This window comes from Nocardia abscessus NBRC 100374 (assembly GCF_000308455.1).
GTDB classification, from domain to species: Bacteria; Actinomycetota; Actinomycetes; order Mycobacteriales; family Mycobacteriaceae; genus Nocardia; species Nocardia abscessus.
This window is the reverse complement of record NZ_BAFP01000092.1, coordinates 129,859-151,676: the sequence shown is the minus strand read 5'-3', so window position 1 is coordinate 151,676 and position 21,818 is coordinate 129,859. Positions and strand designations below refer to the sequence as shown.

The window sequence follows — 21,818 nt, the reverse complement described above, 5'->3', positions numbered from 1 at the left end:
GGATGATGTGACCGTGGCTGAACAGCCCGTGGACAAGAAGTCCACGTACAAGAAGCTCGGTGCGCGGCACAAGGCCCGCCGCCGTGCGGTCGACCTACTGTTCGAGGCGGAGGCGCGGGACGTCGACGCCGCCGAACTGCTCGACGAGCGCGCCGAGCTGGCCACCCGCGACCAGTCGGTCGCGCCGGTGCACCCCTACACCCGCACCTTGGTCTCGGGCGTAGCCGACGACCTCGACCGGGTGGACGGCACCATCGAGTCCTACCTGCAGGACTGGACCCTCTCGCGTCTCCCCGCCGTGGATCGCGCGATCCTGCGCATCGCGGTCTGGGAGCTGTTCCACGCCGCCGACGTCCCCCCGGTCGTCGCCGTGGACGAGGCGGTGGAGCTGGCCAAGGAGCTGTCCACCGACGACTCGCCGTCCTTCCTCAACGGTGTGCTCGGTCAGGTCGTCCTGGTGGCACCGCAGGTGCGCGCCGCGGCGGCCGCGACGAGGGCTCCGCGCCCGGAAGCCGAGTCGTGAACAAGTACCTCGTCCTGGTGATGCGCACCCCGCGCTTCGACTCCGCCGTGATCGAGCCGCACCGGCTGTTCCTGCGGTCCCTGCACGACCGCGGGCAATTGCAGGAGAGCGGGCGTTTCACCGACGGCACGGGCGGTGCGTACGTCATCTACGCCGAAAGCCTCGATGCCGCACGGGAAATCGCGTTCACCGACCCCGTGCACACCACGGGCGCTTCGGAACTCACCGTCTACGAGTGGGAAATCACGGCGGTGAACTGAGTTCGGTTCCGCCCTGAACTCCGCTTCTTTTTTGGTCTGTGCGATAGCAGGGTCCGGCGAGGCTCACGGACCGGCGCGGTCGTTCGCGCGGCTTCGGCTGTACGGGCATGCGGCAGCACGATTCGGAACTCGGGACTCCCGCTGGTGGGTGTACGGATGACCAGCGGGAGCCCCGGGGAGCCGGGTGACTCCAGACGTGAGGTCGAATCGCCTCGATCCGGCCTCGGTGCGATCCTCCAACCTCGACCGCGCTCGAGGTCAAGGCAGCAGATCCGCGCCACCCGCACTCGACCGGCTCTGCTCGACGTGCACGCTCAGCGGTTGCGACTACTGACCCAGGACCAACAGCGCGGCCACCGCGCCCGCGGTGGCGATCATCGCGAGGACGAAACCGGTCAGAACGAAACGCGTCATGGGGACGCGTACGTCGTGGCTGCGGCAGAATTCCAAGCACAGCAGCGTGGCGAGCGAGCCCCACGGCGTGACGATCGGGCCGACATTGGTGCCGATCAGCAGGGCGAGCAGCTGGTCGCCGTTCTGTGCGGGGATCACCGCCTCGCCCGCGGTGTAGGCCGGCAAGTTGTTCGCGATATTGGACAATCCCGCGCCCGCAGCGGCGGCGCGGAACGCGCCGGACGTGCCCGGGTCGGTGCCGATCACGGTGTGCATCACATCGCCGAGGCCGAATCGGGTCAGGGTGGGCACGACAAGGAACAAGCCGACTACGAAGACGAGCAGTTGCCACGGGATGAGCGACAGTCGCAGTGCACTGCGGTCGAAGACCGCGAACGCCGCCGTCGCGATCAGCGCCGCCAGCGTCGCCGCGACACCGATCCGGTCGCCGACGAGCGGGATCGCGACGATGAACAGCAGACAGGCCCCCGCCGTCGTGTAGAACAGCGAGCGCTCCCGGAAGTTCGCGGGGCGGATCGGTTCGGGCGGCACATAGCGGTCGTTTTCGCGGAGTCCGCGCCGCCAGTACCACAACCACAGGCACGCCGTCGTGGCGGCAATCGAAACCAGTTGCGGCGCCCACATCCTCGCGGCGAATTCGGGGGCGGTCAGTGCGACCCGATCGGCGGCGAGCAGGTTCGTGAGATTGGAGACCGGGAGCAGCAGACTCGCGGTGTTCGCCAGCCAAAGAGTGGTCATGGCCAACGGCAGCGGAGGAATCCGGGCAGGCGCCGCCAGCGCCAGCATGACCGGGGCGATGAGAACGGCTGTGGTGTCGAGGTTCAGCAGGATCGTCGTTGCCGAGGCGAACAGTACGCAGAGGCCGAACAGCGCAGGGTAGTAGCCGCGACCGAGGATCGCGACACGATGGGCGATGGCGTCGAAGACCTTGGCCTGCTTGGTGAGTTCGGCCAGCACGATCACGCTCGCGAGGAACAGCAGGAGCGGGCCGATGCGGCGCATGTTGTCGGCGGCCTCGTCGCGGGGTAGGAGCCCGGTGACCACGCACAGCAGACCGGCGCCCAGCAAGGCGAACCGCACCCAGTCCAGGACGCCGAGCCGCGGTTTCGGGCCGGACGCGGGCACCGTGGCATGCGAGGGCGGTTTCCGCGTGGAGGAGTCGACCAGTTCGCGCACGAGGGCCATCATGGCAGCCTTTCCCCGGGGACAGGAGATTTATGTGACCCGTTGATCGTGCCGTTGGACAATGGTACGTTATCTGGGTCACAACGGTCGCGCGTCGACTCGGACGGCGATCGGCCCTTTCCATGGGAGCCGATTCGGTTGCGTCCGAGGTGATCTCGGTGCTCGTCCGCCTCGAGCCAAGGATGTGTTGCCCATGACCATCGTCGTCGGATTGGTATTCCTGTTCATCCTGGTCGGCGGCGGCTTACGCTCCGCCGAAGCCGGCTGCCAGAACACCCTGATGAACCACATGAAAAATATGTGGCTCTGCGCGGTGATCTCGTACGCCGTTGCGCTGACCGGATTCCTGATCTTCCTCGCCCTGTCGTCGAAGACGCCGTGGCCGACGCTCGACGACGTGCGGAACATGCCGTGGTGGGCGCCGTTCGGTGGCCTGCTCGGCGGGGCCGCGGTGATGGGCATGATCGCCGTCGCCCGCCATGTCGGCGTGGCGACGTTCAGTGCCCTCGTGATCATCGGCGAAATGGTGGTCGCGGTGATCATGGACAACTTCGGCCTCATGGGATTCGAAGAGCGGTCCGCCAGCCTTCCCCGTTTGGTGGCATGCGGATTGATCACGCTCGCGATCTACCTGATGGCCGACGACTCCGAAGCGGGTGCGCGCACGGCCAGCGTCACCTGACGACAAGTTCCACCCAGCTGCCGGTCAGCCATCCAACCTTCGCACCCATCCCGAGGATTCTCGATGACGGTCAAGACCGCCGAAACCCGTGCCGCACTGCCTCGTGTCACGACGGCACTCATCTTCGCGTTCATCCTGGTCGGCGGCGCGCTGCGCTCCGTGGAAGCCGGTTGTCAGAACTCGCTGAAGCTCGCATTGAAGAATGTCTGGCTGTGCGGCGTGATCTCTTACGCGGTGGCATTCACCGGCTTCGCTATCTTTCTCACGGTCGCGCTGCTGGTTTCAACCAACCGGCCGTGGCCGACGAGGGCCGACATCCGGAGCATGCCCCGGTGGGCGCCGTTCGGTGGTCTGCTCGGCGGGGCCGCGATCCTGGCGATGATCTCGGTGGCTTCCGATGTGGGAGCGGGTACCTTCAATGCCCTGATCATCGCCGGTCAGATGTTCGGCGCCCTCGCGATCGACCACTTCGGGCTGATGGGGTTCCCGCGGCGCGCGGTGAGCCCGAAACGTGTCGCCGCCTGCGCGTTGATCATCATCGGCATTTATCTCATGGCCACCTACTGAACTTCGAAGCGGCCAGGGTAGCTGCCGATGAGCGCGCCGCGCTGATAGACGGATAGGGTATCTGTCGCAACGTTGCGTCGCTGAGGAAGTAGGAGACATGGCCGCGAACGAGCTGACCGTGACGGACGTCCACAACGCGCAGGAGGCGTGGGCGCTGTTCGACCGCCTCCCGGCGGCGCGAGTCGAGGACATCACGACGGGGCGCTGGCGGGGTGAGGAACTGCGGACCGGGCATCCGATGGATGGCGTGCTGGTCGCTTCGGGCTGGTACGGCAAGCAGTTCGACGGCCCCGACAGTGTGCATCCGCTGCTGTTCACCTCCGGCGGCACGGTGTTTCCGATCGATCCGCGCCGGGTCCCGCTCTCGCTCGCCGGGCGGGTGCCGCTCTCCGGTGTGCGCGCGGTGCGCAAGATACTGCCGGCCCTGAGCCCCGCGCTGCGCACGAGCAAGCCCACCGCGCGTCTGCGCGAGGTGGAATACCGCGGCGTGACGAGTGCCGCGATGGTCTACGACCACCTGCCGATCATCGATCACTTCCGCGCCGCCGACGAGCACACCCTGTTCGGCGTGATGGATCTGCGCGGCATGCCGGAACCGTATTTCTTCGTCCTGCGCAGGGACATCGGCTGAAGTCGCACCGGATCCGGTCGGCCGTCGCCGATCGGGTCCGGTGCCGCGCCCGCCGCACTAGGATTTTGCGCAAACAGGCGACACCTTGCGGCGATGCGGCGACCGAGGGAGGGACAGTCGATGGAACGCACGACATGCCTGGTGGTCGGTGGGGGACCGGCCGGGATGTTCCTCGGGTTGCTGCTCGCGCGAGCCGGCGTCGCCGTCACGGTGCTGGAGAAACACAAGGACTTCCTACGCGACTTCCGCGGGGACACCGTGCATCCCACCACCCTCGACCTGCTCGATGAACTGGGGCTCGGCGCGGAATTCGCGAAACTGCCCGCGCGCAAGGTGGATCAGGTGCAACTGCCGATCGCCGGTGGTCTGCAGACCCTCGCGACGCTGAAGAACTTGCCGGGCAAGCACAAATACGTCGCGATGGTGCCGCAGTGGGATCTGCTGGATCTGCTCGCGCGGGCCGCGGCCGAGGAGCCGAGCTTCCGCCTGCGGATGAATACCGAGGCCACCGATCTGGTCTGGATCGACGGCAGGGTCGGCGGCGTCGCCTACCGGACCGCCGACGGCGCGACCGGCGCGATCGAAGCCGACGTCACCGTGGCATGTGACGGGCGCGGTTCGCTGTTGCGGTCAGCCGCGGGGCTGCCGATCCGCACATGGCCGACGCCGATGGACGTCTGGTGGTTCCGCCTGCCGCGCACCGAGATCGACCCCGCGGGTGCGCTGCCGATCGTCACCGCCCGGCGGGTGGCGGTTCTACTCGACCGCGGCGACTACTGGCAGTGCGCGACATTGATCGCCAAGGGCGCCGACGAGTCCGCCCGCCGCGGGCCGGTCCGGGACATCGTGCGCGGCCTGGCCGAGGCCGCGCCTTGGCTGCGCGACCGGGTCGACGCCTTGACCAGCTGGGACGAGGTCAAGCTGCTGGAAGTGAAACTCGACCGGCTGACCAAGTGGTACACCAACGGCCTGCTGTGTCTCGGCGACGCCGCGCACGCCATGTCCCCGGCCGGCGGCGTCGGCATCAACTTGGCCGTCCAGGACGCCGTCGCCGCGGCGAGAATCCTTGCTCCGCCGCTGCTCTCGGGCACACTGGGCACCCGGGACCTGGCCAAGGTGCAGCGCCGACGCAGATTCCCGACCGTTGTGACCCAGGGAATCCAGCGAGTCCTGCACGCCACCGCGATCGCTCCCGCCCTCGACGGACGAATCGACATCGCGAGCGCCCCTCGCGCACCGCTGCCGATCCGGATCCTGCGCCGCATCCCCGTCCTCCGCAGCGTTCCCCCGTTCTTGCTCGCCCGCGGCGTCTTACCGGAACACGCTCCCTACTTCGCCCGGCGAGGTGTTTGATTTTCAGCGGCTTCGTCGTGGCGAACGGACAATGCTCGGTCTCGCGTCGCTCGAAACCCGTGGTCGGGCCGGTGCCGGACGCGTAGGGCGGTAGCCGCGCGGTTTGTTCAACGGTGCTCGGTACCTCGCACGCACGCTGCGGGGGTCGGGCGAGGGACGGTTGGTGTGCGAGGACGGCTCGGCTCGCGGGTGGTCAGGCGAGGGTGTCGGGGGAGGAGGTGGGTGGGGTGGCGATCCAGCCCGCTACCACCGCCAGGCGGGTCGGGCGGTGGACGGCGAGGAAGCCGAACGGGCGGTCGAACGTCACCGAGATCACGGGTGCGCTGGCGGGGCGCAGTGCCGCCGCTGCCGCGCGCAATGCGAAGGCCGTCACGGCGGCGGCCTCGAAACCCTCGTGACTGAAACGGGCGAGGACCTCCTGTGCTCCCTGGCCGACACACAGCGGGGAAGGGGAGATCGCGGGGAAATGGCCGCGCGTGCAATCGGTCGCGGCGGCCAGGCCGAACAAGTCGGAGGCGGTGAGTAGATCGTGGGTGGAACGGACCTCGAAGGGTGGCAGCCGGATTCGCAGCCGACCGGTGCTGGACAGCACCTGCTCGGTGCGCACGCTGAGCCCCGGTCCCTCGGTCCCGACCGGTAGGTCCGAGCGGATCGGCGTGCCGCCGGACAACGCCGTCAGGCCTGTGCCGAGCACGGCGGCGGGTGTTCCGGCGCCGAGCAGAAGGTGGACGTCGAGGTCGGCGACGCCTTCGATGACGACGCGGGTGACCGGTTGCGGCGCTTCCAGAATCGCGGCGCTACCGACATCGGTGCTGGTGCGCGACAACCCGGGTCCGCGATGTCCCCGCCACGGACCGTCGTTCGACGTCAGCGTCCCGACTTCGAAGGGAACCTGCCACCGAGTCTTCGCCACCAGCGCCGTGGCGAGCACCAGGAGGGTGTCGGGATCGACCGTGAGCGGGAACCGCTCGATGAGTCCGTCGGTGTGCCGGGCCGCCCAGCCGTCGAGCTCGGATTGCCCGGTCAACCGTGCGAGGACTCCCTCGGGGAGTGCCCGCGACCACGTCTCGTGCAGCGGAAGATCGCGGTGCACCCACACGCCCAGTGCCGCCGACACCGCTTCCGCGCGCTCGAGGTCGCGCAGCAACCGCAGCGCGCCGTCTCGCCCGTTCGCGGCGGGCACCCCTATCGCCGTCGTCAGTTCCTCCCGCGCCGCACCGTCCGCGGCGGAGGCGAGCAAAGCCAGCAGCGGCCACACCCCGGCACCGGACACCACGAAGTCTCGCTCACCCGCCGCCGCACACCACCGTGCGGTGAGCGCGTTGGCGGCGTCGACGTGAGATTCCAGTGAAGTCCGCACGACCCCCACCCTAGCCACGGTCGCGCCGGCTTCGCGCCGTTCACACTATGCGACGGACCCCGGACGCAGCACGATCTTGCCCAGCGGCGCTCTGTCCTCCAGCAGTCGGTGCGCGTGGCTTGCCTGATCCAGTGGCAGCACCGCCTCCACCAGCGGATCGAGTCCACCCGCCGCCGCACGGGCCAGCACGGTGGTGCGCGCGGCGGCGACTCGGTTCAACCATTCCGGCCCCGCGCAGCCGGTATAGGTGAGGCCGCGCATGATCAGGTCGGTCGCCGTTATCTGCGCGGGCGCGCCGGACAGCCACCCGTAGCCGAGCATCCGGCCGCGCAAAGGGGTCATGAGGTCGAGCAGACCGGAAGCGCTTTCGCCACCGATCGAATCGAACACCACGTCCACCGTTGCGCCGCCGAGCGTTTCGCGCAGCCGGGTGGTCCACGCCGGGTCGTTGTGGTCGATCACCTGGTCGGCGCCGAGTTCGCGGGCGCGGGCGGCCTTCTCGGGTCCACCGGCGGTGCCGATGACGCGAGCCGCCCCGAATTCCTTGGCGAGTTGCGTCAGAGCGCTTCCGACGCCCGTCGCGGCCGCTTCGATCAGTACGGTCTCGTCCCCGGTCAGCGCGGCGGTCTCCAGCAGTGGGATAGCCACCGTGCCGTTCATCAGCACCGCTGCCGCGTCCACCGCGGACAGTCCGTCCGGAACGGACGCCACGGAATCCGCGGGTGCGGCGACGAATTCGGCGTACGCGCCGAAACCTCTGGTCGACACGACGACCCGCTGCCCGATCAGCGCCGGATCGACCTGCGTGCCGACCTCGGTGACGATGCCCGCCGCCTGGAAACCGAAGACCAGCGGGAGCGGCGCACCGAGGGGGAACTCGCCGGAGCGCAGCTTGGTCTCCGGGAACAGCACCGGGATCGCCTCGGCGCGGATCACCACCTCGTCCGCGGCCGCCCGTGGCGCCGGGACCTCGCGCGGTACCAGCACGTCCGGGCTTCCCGGCGTCGTCATTACGATTGCCTGCATCGAGAACTCCATAAGTTGACTGACGGTCCAATTGACTCACTGATCATATGGACCGCCGGTCAACTTGTCTAGAAAGCGGGTGCGATGGGCGACGAACGGCCCAGGGAACGGGCGGACGCGGCGCGCAACCGGCGCGCCATTCTGGACGCCACCTTCGCGCTGCTCGCCGAGCACGGCGCCGAGGCGATCACCATGGATCGCGTGGCGGCGGCCGCCGGGGTGGGCAAGGGCACGATCTTCCATCGTTTCGGCAACCGCGCGGGGCTTCTGCACGAGATGGTCGCCGAGAGCGCGCTCACGCTCATGGAGGCGGTCACCAGCGGCCCACCGCCCTTGGGGCCCGGCGCGCCCGCGGGCGCCCGCTTGATCGCCTACTTCGACGCGATGACGCGACTGGTGATCGACAATTCCGAATTGATGGTCGCCTACCGCACCGAACCGCCCCATCCACGCACCGCGGAATTCCACGCATTCTGGGACAACCACATCACCACGTTGCTGCGCGAAGCGCGTCCCGACCTGGATGCCGAAGCGGTCGGGCGGCTGCTGCTCGGCGCACTGAGCACCGAGGTGGTGCCCGCCATGGTTCGGTCGGGCCAGACGGATCGGTTGCTGGCGGCGGTGCGCGAGCTGGTGGAGTCGGTGCTGCGGGCGCCGTGACGAGTTAGCGCAGATTGGCCAGCGCAACGAAGTCGCCGCCGCCGAGGGCCCCGCAACCACCGCACTCGGGTGCCGACGCGATACGACTCGCGCCTCGATGCGAGCCGGAACAGCGGGGGTATAGCAAGCAGAAGAAGTCGTTTCAGGCCGACGAACCCTGGATTCTGTGGTGAGCAGGTTCTCCGTTTCGGTGAACCGCTGACTGCTCAGTCCCGCGACAGAATCGCGTCGAAGCGCTCGTCCGCCCGGTCGAGCTGATCGAGGATGTGCCGGCGGACGTGCTCGGCCAGCGGTGTGTCCGGCCGGGTGACCAAGTCACGGTATACGGCGGTGAGCGGGCGGTATTTGGCGGCGAGTTTGGCCATCGTGGGACCGGTGGCGTAGAGGATGCCGACGCCGTTGTCGGTGAAGTCGGAGAGCTTGATGACGCGTGCCCATGGGTCTCGGTCCAGATTGGCCGCGACATGCTCGCGGTACTGTGCCTGCCGGTCGCGCGCCGGATCCGGTTCGGGATTGGTCACCGCGGCGACGAGGTCGGCCACGCGCACGCCGAACCGGTCGCTGAGCGCGCCCAGCGCGGCGTCGACGGCCGGGCCCGGGCGGTCGGCGGCCAGTTCGTCGGCGTGGTCCTCGACCGAGTCGTGCAACAGGCCGGCCGCGACCACGTCGGGATCCCGGACCTCGTAGTGGCTGATGATCCGAATCGTCACGCGCAGTAGGTGACTGAGGTAGGGTTCACGGCCGTACCGATCGTCGCGATGCAGGTCGGCCGCGAGATCGAGCGCCGCGGCCAGGCGCTGCGTGTCCGGCAGCTCGGCGATTTCCAGCAGTAGTCGTTCCCGCAGCCCGGCCTCGCCGTAGACCTCGCTGATCGTGTGCAGCGGCATCACGGCCAAGACCCCCGCCCCTGGATTGCTCATGTTGCCAGGCTAACCGGAGCTGGTGACACGCGACGGGCGACGATTACTCGTCCCTGGGTACCAGGGTGTTCTGCCTGGCCGCGATGTGCCAGCGATCGCCCTGCTTCACGAAGACGTAGAGCGCGATCATGGCGTGATCGCTGTCGAGGAGCTCGCCGTCGGCAGTGGCCGCCCACGCCCGCTTGTGCCCGATCGCGACATCGTGGCGAAGGAACGTGATGTCGGCGAGCTCGTAGCGGGCGTATTGATCCTTCAGGAATCCGGCCAGACCGCTGCGGTTCGCGTCGAGCAGTGCGTCGAATCCGGTGATCAACGTGCCCATCGCGTTGACGACGGCGGCGTTGGCGGTGAAATCCGCCGAGAGCAGCTGCGCGTCGTTGGTGTTGAAACCGGCCTGCGCGTTGGCCACGATCCGGCGGATCGCGACGATGTCGTCGGTGTGGTCCACCGTCGTGTCTCGGACCAGGGGCGGTGTGGATGCTGTCGTACTCATGCCGACGAGCTTCCGACCTCAACGGCGGTTCAGGTCAAGCCGGTCGCGGTGTTCCCCGGGGCACACCCTGCGCGGGTCAGCGGACGCCTCGCGGCCGGTACTGGATGCTGATCCGCGGACCGGCGGGTTTGCGCGTCTTCGGCACGGCGTGCTCCCACGTGCGTTGACAGGAGCCGCCCATGACCAGCAGATCACCGTGCCCCACAAGGTATTTCAGGCTCGCACCGCCGCCGCGCGGCCGGAGCAGCAATGCTCTCGGCGCCCCGATCGACACGATCGCGACCATGGTGTCGTGCGTGGCGCCGCGGCCGATGTTGTCACCGTGCCAGGCGACGCTGTCGCGCCCGTCCCGGTAGTAGCACAGGCCCGCAGTGCGAAACGGTTCGCCGAGTTCGTGCCGATAGTGTTCGCTCAGCGCCGTGCGGGCGTCGGCCAGCGCCTGGTCCGGCAGCGGTTCGTGCTCCGCGTAGAACCGCAGCAGCCGGGGCACGTCGACCACGCGGTCGTACATCGGCCTGCGCTCGGCTTTCCACGGCACGCTGTCGACCAGCCGGTCGAACAGTGCGTCCGCCCCCGAAAGCCAACCGGGCAGCAGATCCACCCAGGCACCGTGGTCCAGCACGGTGCGGCGCGCATCGCGCAGCGGCGCGAATTCGGTGTCGCCGAATCCGTCGAGCAGCGACCCCTGCAGTGGTGTGGACATGCGGCCGAGCGTACCGCTGATCGAACATATGTGCTAGCGGTCGCGCGGCGCCTGCTCGGCATGGAACACAGCGTCGGTTGTCGCTGCCGGGGGAGGTCGACGTCTTCGAGATCGACCTGCCGGAACTGTTCGCATTCAAGGAGCCGGTGCTGGCCGCCGCGAACGCGAGACCGGTCTGCGGGCGTCACGTGGTGGCCGCCGATCTGCGCGAAGACTGGGCGGGCGCGCTGCGCGCGAACGGATTTCGCGGCGATGTCCCGACGCATTGGGTCGACGAGGGTGTGCTGGGCTACCTGCGGCGCGAGGACGCGATGCGGGTGGCGCGCACGCTGACCGATCTCTCCGTGCCGGGAAGCCACTTCGGCCTCGCCGAGTTCGACACCGCTCAGCACAGCGAGCGGTACACCGAACTACGGCGGTTGGTGCGGGGCGGGGGCGACGGGCCGCGGGAACCCAGTGGGCTCGGACCCGACGCCGAACGGTGGCTCGCCGAGAACGGATGGCGGACCGCGTTCCGGCAATGGGACGATCTGGTGGCGCCGCTCGATCGTCCGGCCGTCCTGGGTAGCCGGGATCTCGGACTGATTCTCGCGGTACGCGAGTAGCGGCGCGGCCGGAGGCGGCCAGTGGCCCCGCTCACAGCGCGATATGCCTGGTGAAAGCGGGGGTCGGGGCGCTGCTACGCTGCTTGCCGTAAGACATCCTTTAACGGACCGTCCGGTGAGGCGGGGAAGGAGGTCGGCATGGCCGTGCCCGAAGAACGGGCCGCCAAGTCCGGCGCTGCCGAGACATCGCAGCGACATACCCCGGAGTGGGTGGCGGCGGGGCGAGAGCTGTTGTCGGCTTCGGATGTCGGGCGGACCGTCGCGCGCATCGCGCACCAGATCATCGAGAAGACCGCGCTGGACGCGGGCGAGCCGGACGCGCCACGGGTGGTGCTGATCGGCATCCCCACCCGGGGCACCACCCTGGCCGCGCGGCTCACCGAGAAGATCGAGGAATTCTCCGGCGTCCGCCCGGCTCTGGGCTCACTCGACATCACCCTCTACCGCGACGATCTGCGCAGCCGTCCGCACCGGCCGCTGGAACGCACCTCCGTCCCGGAAGGCGGCATCGAGGACGCGCTGGTGGTCCTGGTCGACGACGTCCTGTTCTCCGGCCGCACCGTCCGCTCCGCGCTCGACGGCCTGCGCGATCTGGGCCGCCCGCGCGCGGTGCAGCTCGCGGTGCTCATCGACCGCGGCCATCGGGAACTGCCGATCCGCGCCGACTATGTGGGCAAGAACGTGCCGACCAGCCGGTTCGAGGACATTTCGGTCCTGCTCACCGAGCACGACGGCCGCGACGGCGTCTACCTGCACCAGGAGGAGGCGTGAGGTATCCGCACGCCGGCTCGCGGCAGGAGGCGGGCGTATGAGGCATCTGCTGTCGGTCGCCGCGCTCGATCGCGCCGCCGCCACCGAGCTGCTCGACGAGGCCGAACGGTTCGAGCAGGCCCTGCTCGGCCGCGAGGTGCACAAGCTGCCCACGCTGCGCGGCCGCACCGTGATGACGGTGTTCTACGAGAACTCCACCCGTACCAGGGTCTCGTTCGAGGTAGCGGGCAAGTGGATGAGCGCGGACGTGATCAACGTCAGCGCGACCAGTTCCTCGGTCGCCAAGGGCGAGTCACTGCGCGATACCGCGCTGACCTTGCACGCCGCGGGCGCGGATGCGCTGATCGTGCGGCATCCGGCCTCCGGAGCCGCGCATCAGATCGCACGCTGGATGGACGACTGGGCGGTCGCCGCGGGACGGGTCTCCGGCCCGGCGGTCGTCAACGCGGGCGACGGAACCCACGAGCACCCGACCCAAGCCCTGCTGGACGCGCTGACCCTGCGGCAGCGCCTCGGCGACATCGAGGGCAAGCGGGTCGTCATCGTCGGCGACATCCTGCACAGCCGGGTCGCGCGGTCCAACGTCTTCCTGCTGGCCACCCTCGGCGCGGAGGTCGTGCTGGTCGCACCGCGCACGCTGCTGCCGGTCGGCGTCGAGACCTGGCCCGCCCGCGTCTCACACCACCTGGACGCCGAGCTGATCGGCGCCGACGCGGTACTGATGCTGCGCGTGCAGGCCGAGCGGATGAACGGCGGGTTCTTCCCGTCGGCGCGGGAGTACTCGATCACCTACGGACTGTCCGAGCGCAGGCTCGCCCTGCTGGAGGACCACGCCGTCGTGCTGCACCCCGGCCCGATGCTGCGTGGCATGGAGATCGCGTCCTCGGTCGCGGACTCCCCGAAGGCCGCGGTGCTGCAACAGGTCACCAACGGCGTGCACATGCGCATGGCGGTCCTGTTCCGCCTGCTCGTCGGGACACAGGAGGCAGTGGCATGAGCGCTCGGACGAGTGCGAACACCCCCGTACTGATCAAGGGCGCGTTGCTCTACGGCGAGGGCGAGCCGGTCGACGTGCTCGTCGCCGACGGTGAGATCCGTCGGATCGGCACCGATCCGGTCGTGGTCGACGCGGAGATCATCGACGCACAGGGACAGATCCTGCTGCCCGGCTTCGTCGACCTGCACACCCACCTGCGTGAGCCGGGCCGCGAGGACACCGAGACCATCGAGACCGGCTCCGCCGCGGCGGCGCTGGGCGGCTACACCGCGGTGTTCGCGATGGCCAACACCAACCCGGTCGCCGACTCGGTGGTCGTCACCGACCATGTGTGGCGGCGCGGCCGGGAGGTCGGCCTGGTCGACGTGTATCCGGTCGGCGCGGTCACCGTCGGCCTGGCGGGCAAGCAGCTCGCCGAGATGGGAACCATGGCCGCGGGCCTCGGTGCGGTGCGCATGTTCTCCGACGACGGACACTGCGTCTACGACCCGTTGATCATGCGCCGCGCACTGGAGTACGCGAATTCGCTCGGCGTGCTGATCGCCCAGCACGCCGAGGAGCCGAGACTGACCGAAGGCGCGATCGCGCACGAGGGACCGACCGCGGCCCGGCTGGGTCTGGCCGGCTGGCCGCGCGCGGCCGAGGAGTCCATCGTGGCGCGCGACGCTCTGCTGGCGCGCGACGCCGGCGCCCGGGTGCACATCTGCCACGCCTCTACCGCGGGCACCGTGGAGCTGGTGAAATGGGCCAAGTCCCAAGGCATAGCGATCACCGCCGAGGTCACCCCGCACCACCTGCTGCTGGACGACTCCCGGCTGGAGACCTACGACGCGGTCAACAAGGTCAACCCGCCGCTGCGCGAGGCCTCCGACGCCGCCGCGCTGCGGCAGGCGCTGGCCGAGGGGATCGTCGACTGCGTGGCCACCGATCACGCTCCGCACGCCGAGCAGGACAAATGCTGCGAGTTCGCCGCGGCTCGCCCCGGCATGCTCGGCTTGGAGACGGCGCTGTCGATCATCGTGCAAACCATGGTCGAGCCGGGACTGCTGGACTGGCGCGGCGTCGCCCGCGTGATGAGCGAGCGCCCGGCCGCGATCGTCGGACTGGACGACCACGGCAGGCCGCTCGAGGTCGGTGAGCCGGCCAACCTGACGCTGGTGGATCCGAAGGCGAGCTGGACGGTGCGCGGGAATGAACTGGCCAGCATCTCGAACAACACGCCGTTCGAGGCGATGACCTTCCCGGCACGGGTGACGGCGACGCTGCTGCGCGGCCGGGTCACCGCCAGGGACGGCAAAGCGCTGGGGAACCGTGCGGAGGCGTAGATGAGCGATCGAGGCGCAGCCGTTCAAGGAGGTCCGTAAGTGGAAAGAACACTCTGGGTTGTCGGGCTGCTGGTCCTGTTCGCGGTATGCCTCTGGCTGATGTACCGGGGCTGGCGCAACCGCGCGGCTCGTCAGGCGGAGCGCATCGGCGCGCTGCCCGCCGTGCCCGCCGAACTCGGCGCGCAGGTGCTGGAGCCGACCACCGGCCTGTACCTGGGCAGCACCATCGCGCCGAGCTGGCAGGACCGGATCACGGTGGGCGACCTGGGTTTCCGGGCCACCGCGGAACTGACGCGGTTCGAACGGGGAATTCTGCTCGAACGCGACGGCGCGACGGTGATCTGGATTCCGCAGGAATCCATCACCGCGGTGCGCACCGAACGTGGCCATGCGGGCAAAGTGATGACAGAAGATGGTGTGCTGGTGATTCGCTGGAAGCTGCCTACCGGAACCGAGATCGATACGGGTTTCCGCGGCGACGACAAGTCGGTCTACCCGGCTTGGCGCCGGCTTCCTGCGGCGGATCAGAGCGGGACGATGACGGGAGATGACGAGGGATGACAGGAGACACGGGCGGGAGCAGGGCGGGGGCGGACGCAGCGCTCGTGCTGGAGGACGGCCGGGTGTTTCGCGGCCGGGCCTACGGCGCCGTGGGCCAGACGCTCGGTGAGGCGGTGTTCTGCACCGCGATGACCGGGTATCAGGAGACCCTCACCGATCCGTCCTACCACCGCCAGATCGTGGTGGCCGCCGCCCCGCAGATCGGCAACACCGGCTGGAACGACGAGGACGACGAGTCCGCGAAGATCTGGGTCGCCGGGTACGTGGTGCGCGATCCCGCGCGGCGCGCGTCGAACTGGCGCGCCACCACCACGCTGCCCGACGAACTGGAGCGCCAGCGGATCGTCGGCATCGCGGGCATCGACACCCGCGCGCTGGTGCGCCACCTGCGCACCCGGGGTTCGATGAAGGCGGGCATCTTCTCCGGTGACGCGCTCGCCGACCCCGACGAGCTGGTGGCCAGGGTGAACGGTCAGCCGTCCATGCTCGGCGCCGACCTCGCGGGCGAGGTCAGCACCGACGCGCTCTACACGATCGAGCCGGACGGCGAACACCGGTGCACCGTCGTCGCGGTCGACCTCGGCATCAAGACCAACACCCCGCGCATGTTCGCCCAGCGCGGCATGCGGGTGCACGTCGTGTCGTCGGCCACGCCGCTGGAACAGATCCTCGAACTGAAGCCGGACGGGGTCTTCCTGTCCAACGGCCCCGGCGACCCGGCCACCGCCGATACGGCGGTCGAGCTGACCCGTGGCGTGCTCGGCAAAGGCCTGCCGCTGTTCGGCATCTGCTTCGGCAACCAGATCCTCGGCCGCGCGCTCGGCCGGGACACCTACAAGATGAAATTCGGCCACCGCGGCATCAACATCCCGGTGGTGGAGCACGAGACCGGCCGGATCTCGATCACGGCGCAGAACCACGGGTTCGCGCTGGAAGGCGAGCGGGGCGAGCGGTTCGAGACTCCCTTCGGCACGGCCGAGGTGAGTCACGTCTGCGCGAACGACGGCACGGTCGAAGGCGTCCGGCTGGTCGACGGCCGCGCCTTCTCGGTGCAGTACCACCCGGAGGCCGCCGCCGGACCCCACGACGCCGCATATCTGTTCGACCGTTTCGCCGGTCTCATGGAAGGAGCCTGATGCCTCGCCGCGAGGATCTCGAGCACATCCTGGTGATCGGTTCTGGCCCGATCGTCATCGGCCAGGCGTGCGAATTCGACTACTCCGGCACGCAGGCGTGCCGGGTGCTGCGGGCCGAGGGCCTGCGTGTGTCGCTGGTCAACTCGAACCCGGCGACGATCATGACCGACCCGGAGTTCGCCGACTCCACCTATGTGGAGCCGATCACGCCGGAGTTCGTGGAAAAGGTCATCGAGAAGGAGCGTCCCGACGCCATCCTGGCCACCCTCGGTGGCCAGACCGCGCTGAACACCGCAGTCGCGCTGCACGAGCGCGGTGTGCTGGCGAAGTACGGCGTAGAGCTGATCGGCGCCGACTTCGACGCCATCCAGCGTGGTGAGGACCGGCAGAAGTTCAAGGACATCGTCGCCAAGGTGGGCGGCGAGAGCGCGCGCTCGCGGGTCTGCTTCACCATGGACGAGGTGCGCGAGACGGTCGCCGAACTCGGCTTCCCCGTGGTGGTGCGCCCGTCGTTCACCATGGGCGGGCTCGGTTCCGGTATGGCCTACAACGACCAGGACCTCGACCGCATCGCCGGTGGCGGCCTGGCCGCATCGCCCACCGCGAACGTCCTCATCGAGGAGTCCATCCTCGGCTGGAAGGAATACGAGCTCGAGCTGATGCGCGACGGCCGCGACAACGTCGTGGTGGTCTGCTCGATCGAGAACGTCGACCCGATGGGCGTGCACACCGGTGACTCGATGACCGTCGCCCCGGCGATGACGCTCACCGACCGGGAATACCAGAAGCTGCGCGACCTCGGCATCGCCATCCTGCGCGAGGTCGGCGTCGACACCGGCGGCTGCAACATCCAGTTCGCGGTGAACCCGCTGGACGGCCGCCTGATCGTCATCGAGATGAACCCGCGCGTCTCGCGCTCGTCCGCGCTGGCCTCCAAGGCGACCGGCTTCCCGATCGCGAAGATCGCCGCCAAACTGGCCATCGGCTACACGCTCGACGAGATCGTCAACGACATCACCAAGGAAACCCCGGCCTGCTTCGAGCCGACCCTGGACTACGTGGTGGTCAAGGCGCCGCGGTTCGCGTTCGAGAAGTTCCCCGGCGCCGACGGCACCCTGACCACCACCATGAAGTCGGTGGGCGAGGCGATGTCGCTCGGCCGCAACTTCGCCGAGGCGCTGGGCAAGGTGCTGCGTTCGCTGGAGACCAAGGCCGCGGGTTTCTGGACCCAGGAAGACGGCGCGTGGACCGACGCCGAAGCGATCCTGGATGACCTGCGCACTCCCACCGAAGGGCGCATCTACCAGGTGGAGCGGGCGCTGCGCCTGGGCGCGAGTATCGAGGACGTGGCCGCCGCCTCTGGCATCGACCCGTGGTTCGTCGCGGAAGTGGCCGGCCTGGTCGAGCTGCGCCAGGAGATTCTCGACGCGCCCGTGCTGGACGAGTCGCTGCTGCGGCTGGCCAAACACTACGGTCTGTCCGATCGTCAGCTGGCCGCGCTGCGGCCGGAACTGGCGGGGGAGACCGGGGTGCGTGCGCTACGGCACCGGCTCGGCGTCCGGCCGGTCTTCAAGACCGTCGACACCTGCGCCGCCGAGTTCGAGGCCAAGACGCCGTACCACTACTCGGCCTACGAGCTCGATCCCGCCGCCGAATCCGAGGTGGCGCCGCAGCGCGAGCGCGCGAAGGTGATCATTCTCGGGTCCGGGCCGAACCGGATCGGCCAGGGCATCGAGTTCGACTACTCGTGTGTGCACGCGGCGCAGACGCTGTCGCGGGCCGGATACGAGACGGTGATGGTCAACTGCAACCCCGAGACCGTCTCCACCGACTACGACACCGCCGATCGTCTCTACTTCGAGCCGCTGACCTTCGAGGACGTGCTCGAGGTCTATCACGCCGAATGCGAGTCCGGCACCGTCGAGGGCGTCATCGTGCAGCTGGGCGGGCAGACCCCGCTCGGTCTCGCGCAGCGCCTCACCGATGCGGGCGTGCCGGTGGTGGGCACCAGCGCGGCCGCCATCGACCTGGCCGAGGACCGCGGCGAGTTCGGCGACGTGCTGGTCGCGGCCGGACTGCCCGCGCCGAAGTACGGCACCGCGACCACGTTCGCGCAGGCGCGCAGGATCGCCGCCGACATCGGCTACCCGGTGCTGGTGCGCCCGTCCTACGTGCTCGGTGGCCGCGGCATGGAGATCGTGTACGACGAGCAGTCGCTGGAGGGCTACATCTCCCGCGCGACCGAGCTGAGCCCGGAGCATCCGGTGCTGGTCGACCGTTTCCTGGAGGATGCGATCGAGATCGACGTCGACGCGCTGTGCGACGGCGAGGAGGTCTACCTCGGCGGCGTGATGGAGCACATCGAGGAGGCGGGCATCCACTCCGGCGACTCCGCCTGCGCGCTGCCGCCGATCACGCTGGGCCGCAGCGACATCGAGGCGGTGCGCCGCTCCACCGTCGCGCTGGCCAAGGGTATCGGCGTACGCGGCCTGCTCAACGTGCAGTACGCGCTCAAGGACGACGTGCTCTACGTGCTGGAGGCCAATCCGCGCGCGAGCCGGACGGTTCCGTTCGTGTCGAAGGCGACCGCGGTGCCGCTGGCCAAGGCCGCCGCGCGGATCATGCTCGGCGCCACGATCGCCGAGCTGCGCAAGGAGGGCATGCTGCCGAGCGAGGGCGACGGCGGGCACGTCGCGCTGGACGCTCCGGTCGCGGTCAAGGAGGCTGTGCTGCCGTTCCACCGCTTCCGGCGCGCCGACGGCAGCGGCGTGGATTCGCTGCTGTCGCCGGAGATGAAGTCCACCGGCGAAGTGATGGGCATCGACGCCGATTTCGGCACCGCCTTCGCCAAGAGCCAGACCGCCGCCTACGGCTCGCTGCCCACCGAGGGCACCGTGTTCGTCTCGATCGCCAACCGGGACAAGCGCGCGATGGTCTTCCCGGTGAAGCGCCTGCACGACCTCGGCTTCCGTATCCTCGCCACCGAGGGCACGGCGGAAATGCTGCGCCGCAACGGGATTCCGTGCGAGCAGGTGCGCAAGCACTCCGAGGTGGGCCCGGGCGACGAGCCGACGATCGTGGAGCAGATCCGCGACGGCGAAGTCGACATGGTGTTCAACACGCCATACGGCAACTCCGGTCCGCGGGTGGACGGCTACGAGATCCGCAGCGCGGCGGTCGGGGTGAACATCCCGTGCATCACCACCGTGCAGGGCGCCGCGGCCGCGGTGCAAGGCATCGAGGCCAGCATCAACGGCGGGATCGGTGTGCGGTCGCTGCAGGAACTGCACTCGGTGCTGCGTGGGTGAGCCGCGGCAGGACGGAGCGGGCGAGATGAAGACCTTCGGCGACCGGTTGCGCCACGCCATGGGGCAGTTCGGGCCGGTGTGTGTCGGCATCGACCCGCACCCGGCACTGCTGCGCTCCTGGGGCCTCACCGAGGACGTCGAGGGGCTGGAGCGGTTCGCCGAGATCTGCGTGGAGGCTTTCGACGGCCTGGTCGCGCTGGTCAAGCCGCAGGTCGCGTTCTTCGAGGCCTACGGCTCCGGCGGCATCGCGGTCCTGGAGCGCACCATCGAGGTGTTGCGCGCCTCGGGGACCTTGGTGCTCGCCGACGCCAAGCGCGGCGACATCGGGTCCACCATGGATGCCTACGCCCGGACCTGGCTGGCCGACGGCCCGCTCGGGTCCGACGCGGTGACCGTCTCGCCGTATCTCGGATTCGGTTCGCTGGCGCCTGCGCTGACGCTGGCGCAGGCCAACCATCGGGGCGTCTTCGTGCTCGCGGCGACTTCGAATCCCGAAGGAGCGCAGGTGCAACAGGCGGTGGCCGCGGACGGTCGCGTCGTGGCGCAGACGATGGTCGACGAGGCCGCGGCCCGCAACGCGGGCGAAGCGTTCGGTTCGGTGGGCGTCGTGGTCGGAGCCACCCTGAGCGAGGCCCCGGACCTCGCCGCGCTGAACGGACCGATCCTCATGCCGGGGGTCGGTGCGCAGGGCGGCGGCCCGGAAACGATCCGGAACCTGGTCCCCGAGCCGATGCTCGGGGCCGTCGTCCCGAATGTCTCGCGGGAGGTGCTCGGGGACGGGCCGACCGTCCCGGCACTGCGTGCCAGCGTGCACGCTCTCCAGGACGCGTTCGCGTTTCTGCGGAAATGACCACGAAGGCCGGCGCACCCGCGCCGGCCTTCGGTCGTTTTCGCCGCCCGTGCATGCAGGTGCACGTACAGAGGCGGCCTTTAGCGGGGCCTGTGCGCGCTCCTGGATCGATTTCGGGTGCGGTTGGTGTACGGGGAGGCACTTCGCACCTGGACCGGCGTACAGGGCCAGGATCCGGCATCGAATGCCGCGCATGACGGCCGGAATTACCCGGATGTGACGCCCGACACGCGGTAAGAACGCGCGACACGCGGAAATTTTCGAGAAAGTTCCTGGTAGGGCGGTCGAGGGGTTGCTGGAGCGATGCGCCGCGGTGTCGCAACCCTTCCGCAAACCACTCGGTCTGTCGAAAACTCCCTGCTGACGGCACATTTCGCGAGTTCGCCAGGGTGAGCCGCGCGGTGGCGCGGGCGGACCGCCGCCGACGCCGCCCCGGTGTACTCGGTATTCGGAATCATGCGCTGACCTGGGGGGTGGGTTCGCAATCGGCGGACGTCGTGGGTACGGTCGCTGAGACTGCCGGGTTACCGGCAGGAGTTGATGCAATGAACGATGAGACGGAGGAACCGTGGCCCTTCCCCAGCTGACTGACGAGCAGCGCGCCGCTGCTTTGGAGAAGGCGGCTGCCGCTCGCCGCGCTCGGGCGGAGCTCAAGGAGCGCTTGAAGCGTGGCGGCACCAACCTGAAGCAGGTCCTCACCGACGCCGAGACCGACGAGATCCTCGGCAAGATGAAGGTGTCGGCGCTGCTGGAGGCCCTGCCGAAGGTGGGCAAGGTCAAGGCGGCGGAAATCATGAGCGAGCTGGAGATCGCCCCCACCCGGCGGCTGCGCGGACTCGGCGACCGGCAGCGTAAGGCGCTGCTGGCCCGGTTCGACTTCGACGCCTGACGACGAGGGTGATCGAACACACGCGGAAGGGTCGGCTGGTAGTACTGGTCGGCCCCTCGGCCGTGGGCAAGTCCACCGTGGTCCGCTGTGTCCGCGAACGACTGCCCGACCTGGTCTTCAGCGTGTCGGCAACGACCCGGGCCCCGCGGCCCGGGGAGGTCGACGGCCTCGACTATCGCTTCGTCTCCCGAGCGGAGTTCGACGCGATGATCGAGGCGGGTGAGCTGCTCGAATGGGCGGACATCCACGGCGGGCTGCAGCGTTCGGGCACGCCCGCCGGACCGGTCCGCGCCGCTCTGGCGGAGGGCCTTCCGGTGCTGGTCGAAGTGGATCTCGAGGGCGCGCGGTCGGTGCGCCGGGCGATCCCGGAAGCGATCCTGGTGTTCCTGGCCCCGCCGAGCTGGGAGGAGTTGGTGGCGCGGCTGACCTCGCGCGGCACCGAGTCGCCCGAGGTGATCGAGCGCCGCCTGGAAACCGCCAGGATCGAGCTGGCGGCCTGTGACGAGTTCGACATCGTTATCGTGAACGACGAGGTGACCAGCGCCTGTGAGCAGTTGGTATCGTTGTTCGTTAGCACAAATTCGAGTTCGTGACCTCCC

At 69.1% G+C, this 21,818-nt stretch carries 23 protein-coding genes; 17 read left to right on the top strand and 6 right to left on the bottom strand.

Features of this window, described 5'->3' with window-relative positions; all coding sequences use genetic code 11:
- Positions 1-13 precede the first annotated feature (13 nt).
- Together nusB and ON19_RS18470 are read left to right on the top strand one after the other, a co-directional pair.
- The gene (gene nusB, locus ON19_RS18475; protein WP_043694029.1) at positions 14-523 is read left to right on the top strand and encodes a transcription antitermination factor NusB; all 510 of its coding nucleotides are present in this window, start codon (positions 14-16) and stop codon (positions 521-523) included.
- The gene (locus ON19_RS18470) at positions 520-783 is read left to right on the top strand and encodes a YciI family protein (protein ID WP_043693883.1); all 264 of its coding nucleotides are present in this window, start codon (positions 520-522) and stop codon (positions 781-783) included. Before nusB ends, ON19_RS18470 begins: the two co-directional genes overlap by 4 nt.
- Positions 784-1,110: 327 nt before the next feature.
- Here the strand turns inward: ON19_RS18470 and ON19_RS18465 are convergent, their stop codons facing one another.
- Positions 1,111-2,385 carry an ArsB/NhaD family transporter gene (locus ON19_RS18465; RefSeq protein ID WP_227954695.1) on the bottom strand — a complete coding sequence of 425 codons (1,275 nt, stop codon included), beginning with the start codon at positions 2,383-2,385 and terminating at the stop codon, positions 1,111-1,113.
- 190 nt (positions 2,386-2,575) lie between these two features.
- Here ON19_RS18465 and ON19_RS18460 point away from each other — a divergent pair, with 190 nt between their 5' ends.
- From ON19_RS18460 to ON19_RS18445, 4 genes are all read left to right on the top strand, one after another.
- Entirely contained in the window at positions 2,576-3,064 is a 489-nt protein-coding gene (locus tag ON19_RS18460; RefSeq protein ID WP_043693880.1) for a DMT family transporter, read from the top strand.
- Positions 3,065-3,127: 63 nt separating this feature from the next.
- Positions 3,128-3,631 (top strand): DMT family transporter, encoded by a 504-nt coding sequence (locus tag ON19_RS18455; RefSeq protein WP_043693878.1) that lies wholly within the window; start codon positions 3,128-3,130, stop codon positions 3,629-3,631.
- Positions 3,632-3,728: 97 nt separating this feature from the next.
- The gene (locus ON19_RS18450; RefSeq protein WP_051169031.1) at positions 3,729-4,262 is read left to right on the top strand and encodes a DUF4334 domain-containing protein; all 534 of its coding nucleotides are present in this window, start codon (positions 3,729-3,731) and stop codon (positions 4,260-4,262) included.
- 120 nt (positions 4,263-4,382) lie between these two features.
- Positions 4,383-5,615: an FAD-dependent oxidoreductase gene (locus tag ON19_RS18445; RefSeq protein ID WP_043693875.1), complete on the top strand. Its 1,233-nt coding sequence runs from the start codon at positions 4,383-4,385 to the stop codon at positions 5,613-5,615.
- Positions 5,616-5,808: 193 nt separating this feature from the next.
- On the opposite strand, the gene ON19_RS18440 is transcribed toward ON19_RS18445, so the two are convergent.
- Both ON19_RS18440 and ON19_RS18435 read right to left on the bottom strand, forming a co-directional pair.
- Complete coding sequence (locus ON19_RS18440) at positions 5,809-6,975, bottom strand: serpin family protein (protein WP_043693870.1); 1,167 nt, start codon at positions 6,973-6,975, stop codon at positions 5,809-5,811.
- A gap of 45 nt (positions 6,976-7,020) precedes the next feature.
- Positions 7,021-8,001, bottom strand: coding sequence for a quinone oxidoreductase family protein (locus tag ON19_RS18435; RefSeq protein ID WP_043694020.1), 981 nt, complete (start codon positions 7,999-8,001; stop codon positions 7,021-7,023).
- A gap of 84 nt (positions 8,002-8,085) precedes the next feature.
- Here ON19_RS18435 and ON19_RS18430 point away from each other — a divergent pair, with 84 nt between their 5' ends.
- The gene (locus tag ON19_RS18430; protein WP_043693867.1) at positions 8,086-8,661 is read left to right on the top strand and encodes a TetR/AcrR family transcriptional regulator; all 576 of its coding nucleotides are present in this window, start codon (positions 8,086-8,088) and stop codon (positions 8,659-8,661) included.
- 206 nt (positions 8,662-8,867) lie between these two features.
- Here the strand turns inward: ON19_RS18430 and ON19_RS18425 are convergent, their stop codons facing one another.
- The 3 genes from ON19_RS18425 to ON19_RS18415 form a co-directional block, all read right to left on the bottom strand.
- Positions 8,868-9,581 (bottom strand): HD domain-containing protein, encoded by a 714-nt coding sequence (locus ON19_RS18425; RefSeq protein ID WP_043693864.1) that lies wholly within the window; start codon positions 9,579-9,581, stop codon positions 8,868-8,870.
- A gap of 43 nt (positions 9,582-9,624) precedes the next feature.
- On the bottom strand, positions 9,625-10,074 hold the full coding sequence (locus tag ON19_RS18420) for an SgcJ/EcaC family oxidoreductase (protein WP_043693861.1): 450 nt from the start codon (positions 10,072-10,074) through the stop codon (positions 9,625-9,627).
- A gap of 76 nt (positions 10,075-10,150) precedes the next feature.
- Entirely contained in the window at positions 10,151-10,777 is a 627-nt protein-coding gene (locus ON19_RS18415) for an alpha-ketoglutarate-dependent dioxygenase AlkB (protein ID WP_043693858.1), read from the bottom strand.
- Positions 10,778-10,854: 77 nt separating this feature from the next.
- Here ON19_RS18415 and ON19_RS18410 point away from each other — a divergent pair, with 77 nt between their 5' ends.
- From ON19_RS18410 to gmk, 10 genes are all read left to right on the top strand, one after another.
- Positions 10,855-11,382 carry an SAM-dependent methyltransferase gene (locus ON19_RS18410; protein ID WP_051169030.1) on the top strand — a complete coding sequence of 176 codons (528 nt, stop codon included), beginning with the start codon at positions 10,855-10,857 and terminating at the stop codon, positions 11,380-11,382.
- 138 nt (positions 11,383-11,520) lie between these two features.
- A complete protein-coding gene (gene pyrR / locus ON19_RS18405) occupies positions 11,521-12,153 on the top strand; it encodes a bifunctional pyr operon transcriptional regulator/uracil phosphoribosyltransferase PyrR (RefSeq protein WP_043693855.1) in 633 nt (210 codons plus the stop codon).
- Positions 12,154-12,190: 37 nt separating this feature from the next.
- A complete protein-coding gene (locus tag ON19_RS18400; protein ID WP_043693852.1) occupies positions 12,191-13,150 on the top strand; it encodes an aspartate carbamoyltransferase catalytic subunit in 960 nt (319 codons plus the stop codon).
- Entirely contained in the window at positions 13,147-14,475 is a 1,329-nt protein-coding gene (locus ON19_RS18395; protein WP_043693849.1) for a dihydroorotase, read from the top strand. Before ON19_RS18400 ends, ON19_RS18395 begins: the two co-directional genes overlap by 4 nt.
- Before the next feature lie 39 nt (positions 14,476-14,514).
- On the top strand, positions 14,515-15,036 hold the full coding sequence (locus ON19_RS18390; protein ID WP_043693847.1) for a PH-like domain-containing protein: 522 nt from the start codon (positions 14,515-14,517) through the stop codon (positions 15,034-15,036).
- Complete coding sequence (carA, locus tag ON19_RS18385) at positions 15,033-16,172, top strand: glutamine-hydrolyzing carbamoyl-phosphate synthase small subunit (RefSeq protein WP_043693844.1); 1,140 nt, start codon at positions 15,033-15,035, stop codon at positions 16,170-16,172. The genes ON19_RS18390 and carA overlap by 4 nt, the downstream gene beginning before the upstream one ends.
- Positions 16,172-19,480, top strand: a complete 3,309-nt coding sequence (carB, locus tag ON19_RS18380) for a carbamoyl-phosphate synthase large subunit (RefSeq protein WP_043693840.1) — start codon at positions 16,172-16,174, stop codon at positions 19,478-19,480. Before carA ends, carB begins: the two co-directional genes overlap by 1 nt.
- Before the next feature lie 25 nt (positions 19,481-19,505).
- Positions 19,506-20,330, top strand: coding sequence for an orotidine-5'-phosphate decarboxylase (pyrF, locus tag ON19_RS18375; protein ID WP_043694015.1), 825 nt, complete (start codon positions 19,506-19,508; stop codon positions 20,328-20,330).
- Positions 20,331-20,898: 568 nt separating this feature from the next.
- Positions 20,899-21,219, top strand: coding sequence for an integration host factor, actinobacterial type (gene mihF / locus ON19_RS18370; RefSeq protein WP_028476708.1), 321 nt, complete (start codon positions 20,899-20,901; stop codon positions 21,217-21,219).
- An 8-nt stretch (positions 21,220-21,227) separates the two neighbouring features.
- Entirely contained in the window at positions 21,228-21,812 is a 585-nt protein-coding gene (gene gmk / locus ON19_RS18365; RefSeq protein WP_043693836.1) for a guanylate kinase, read from the top strand.
- The last annotated feature ends 6 nt before the right edge of the window (positions 21,813-21,818 follow it).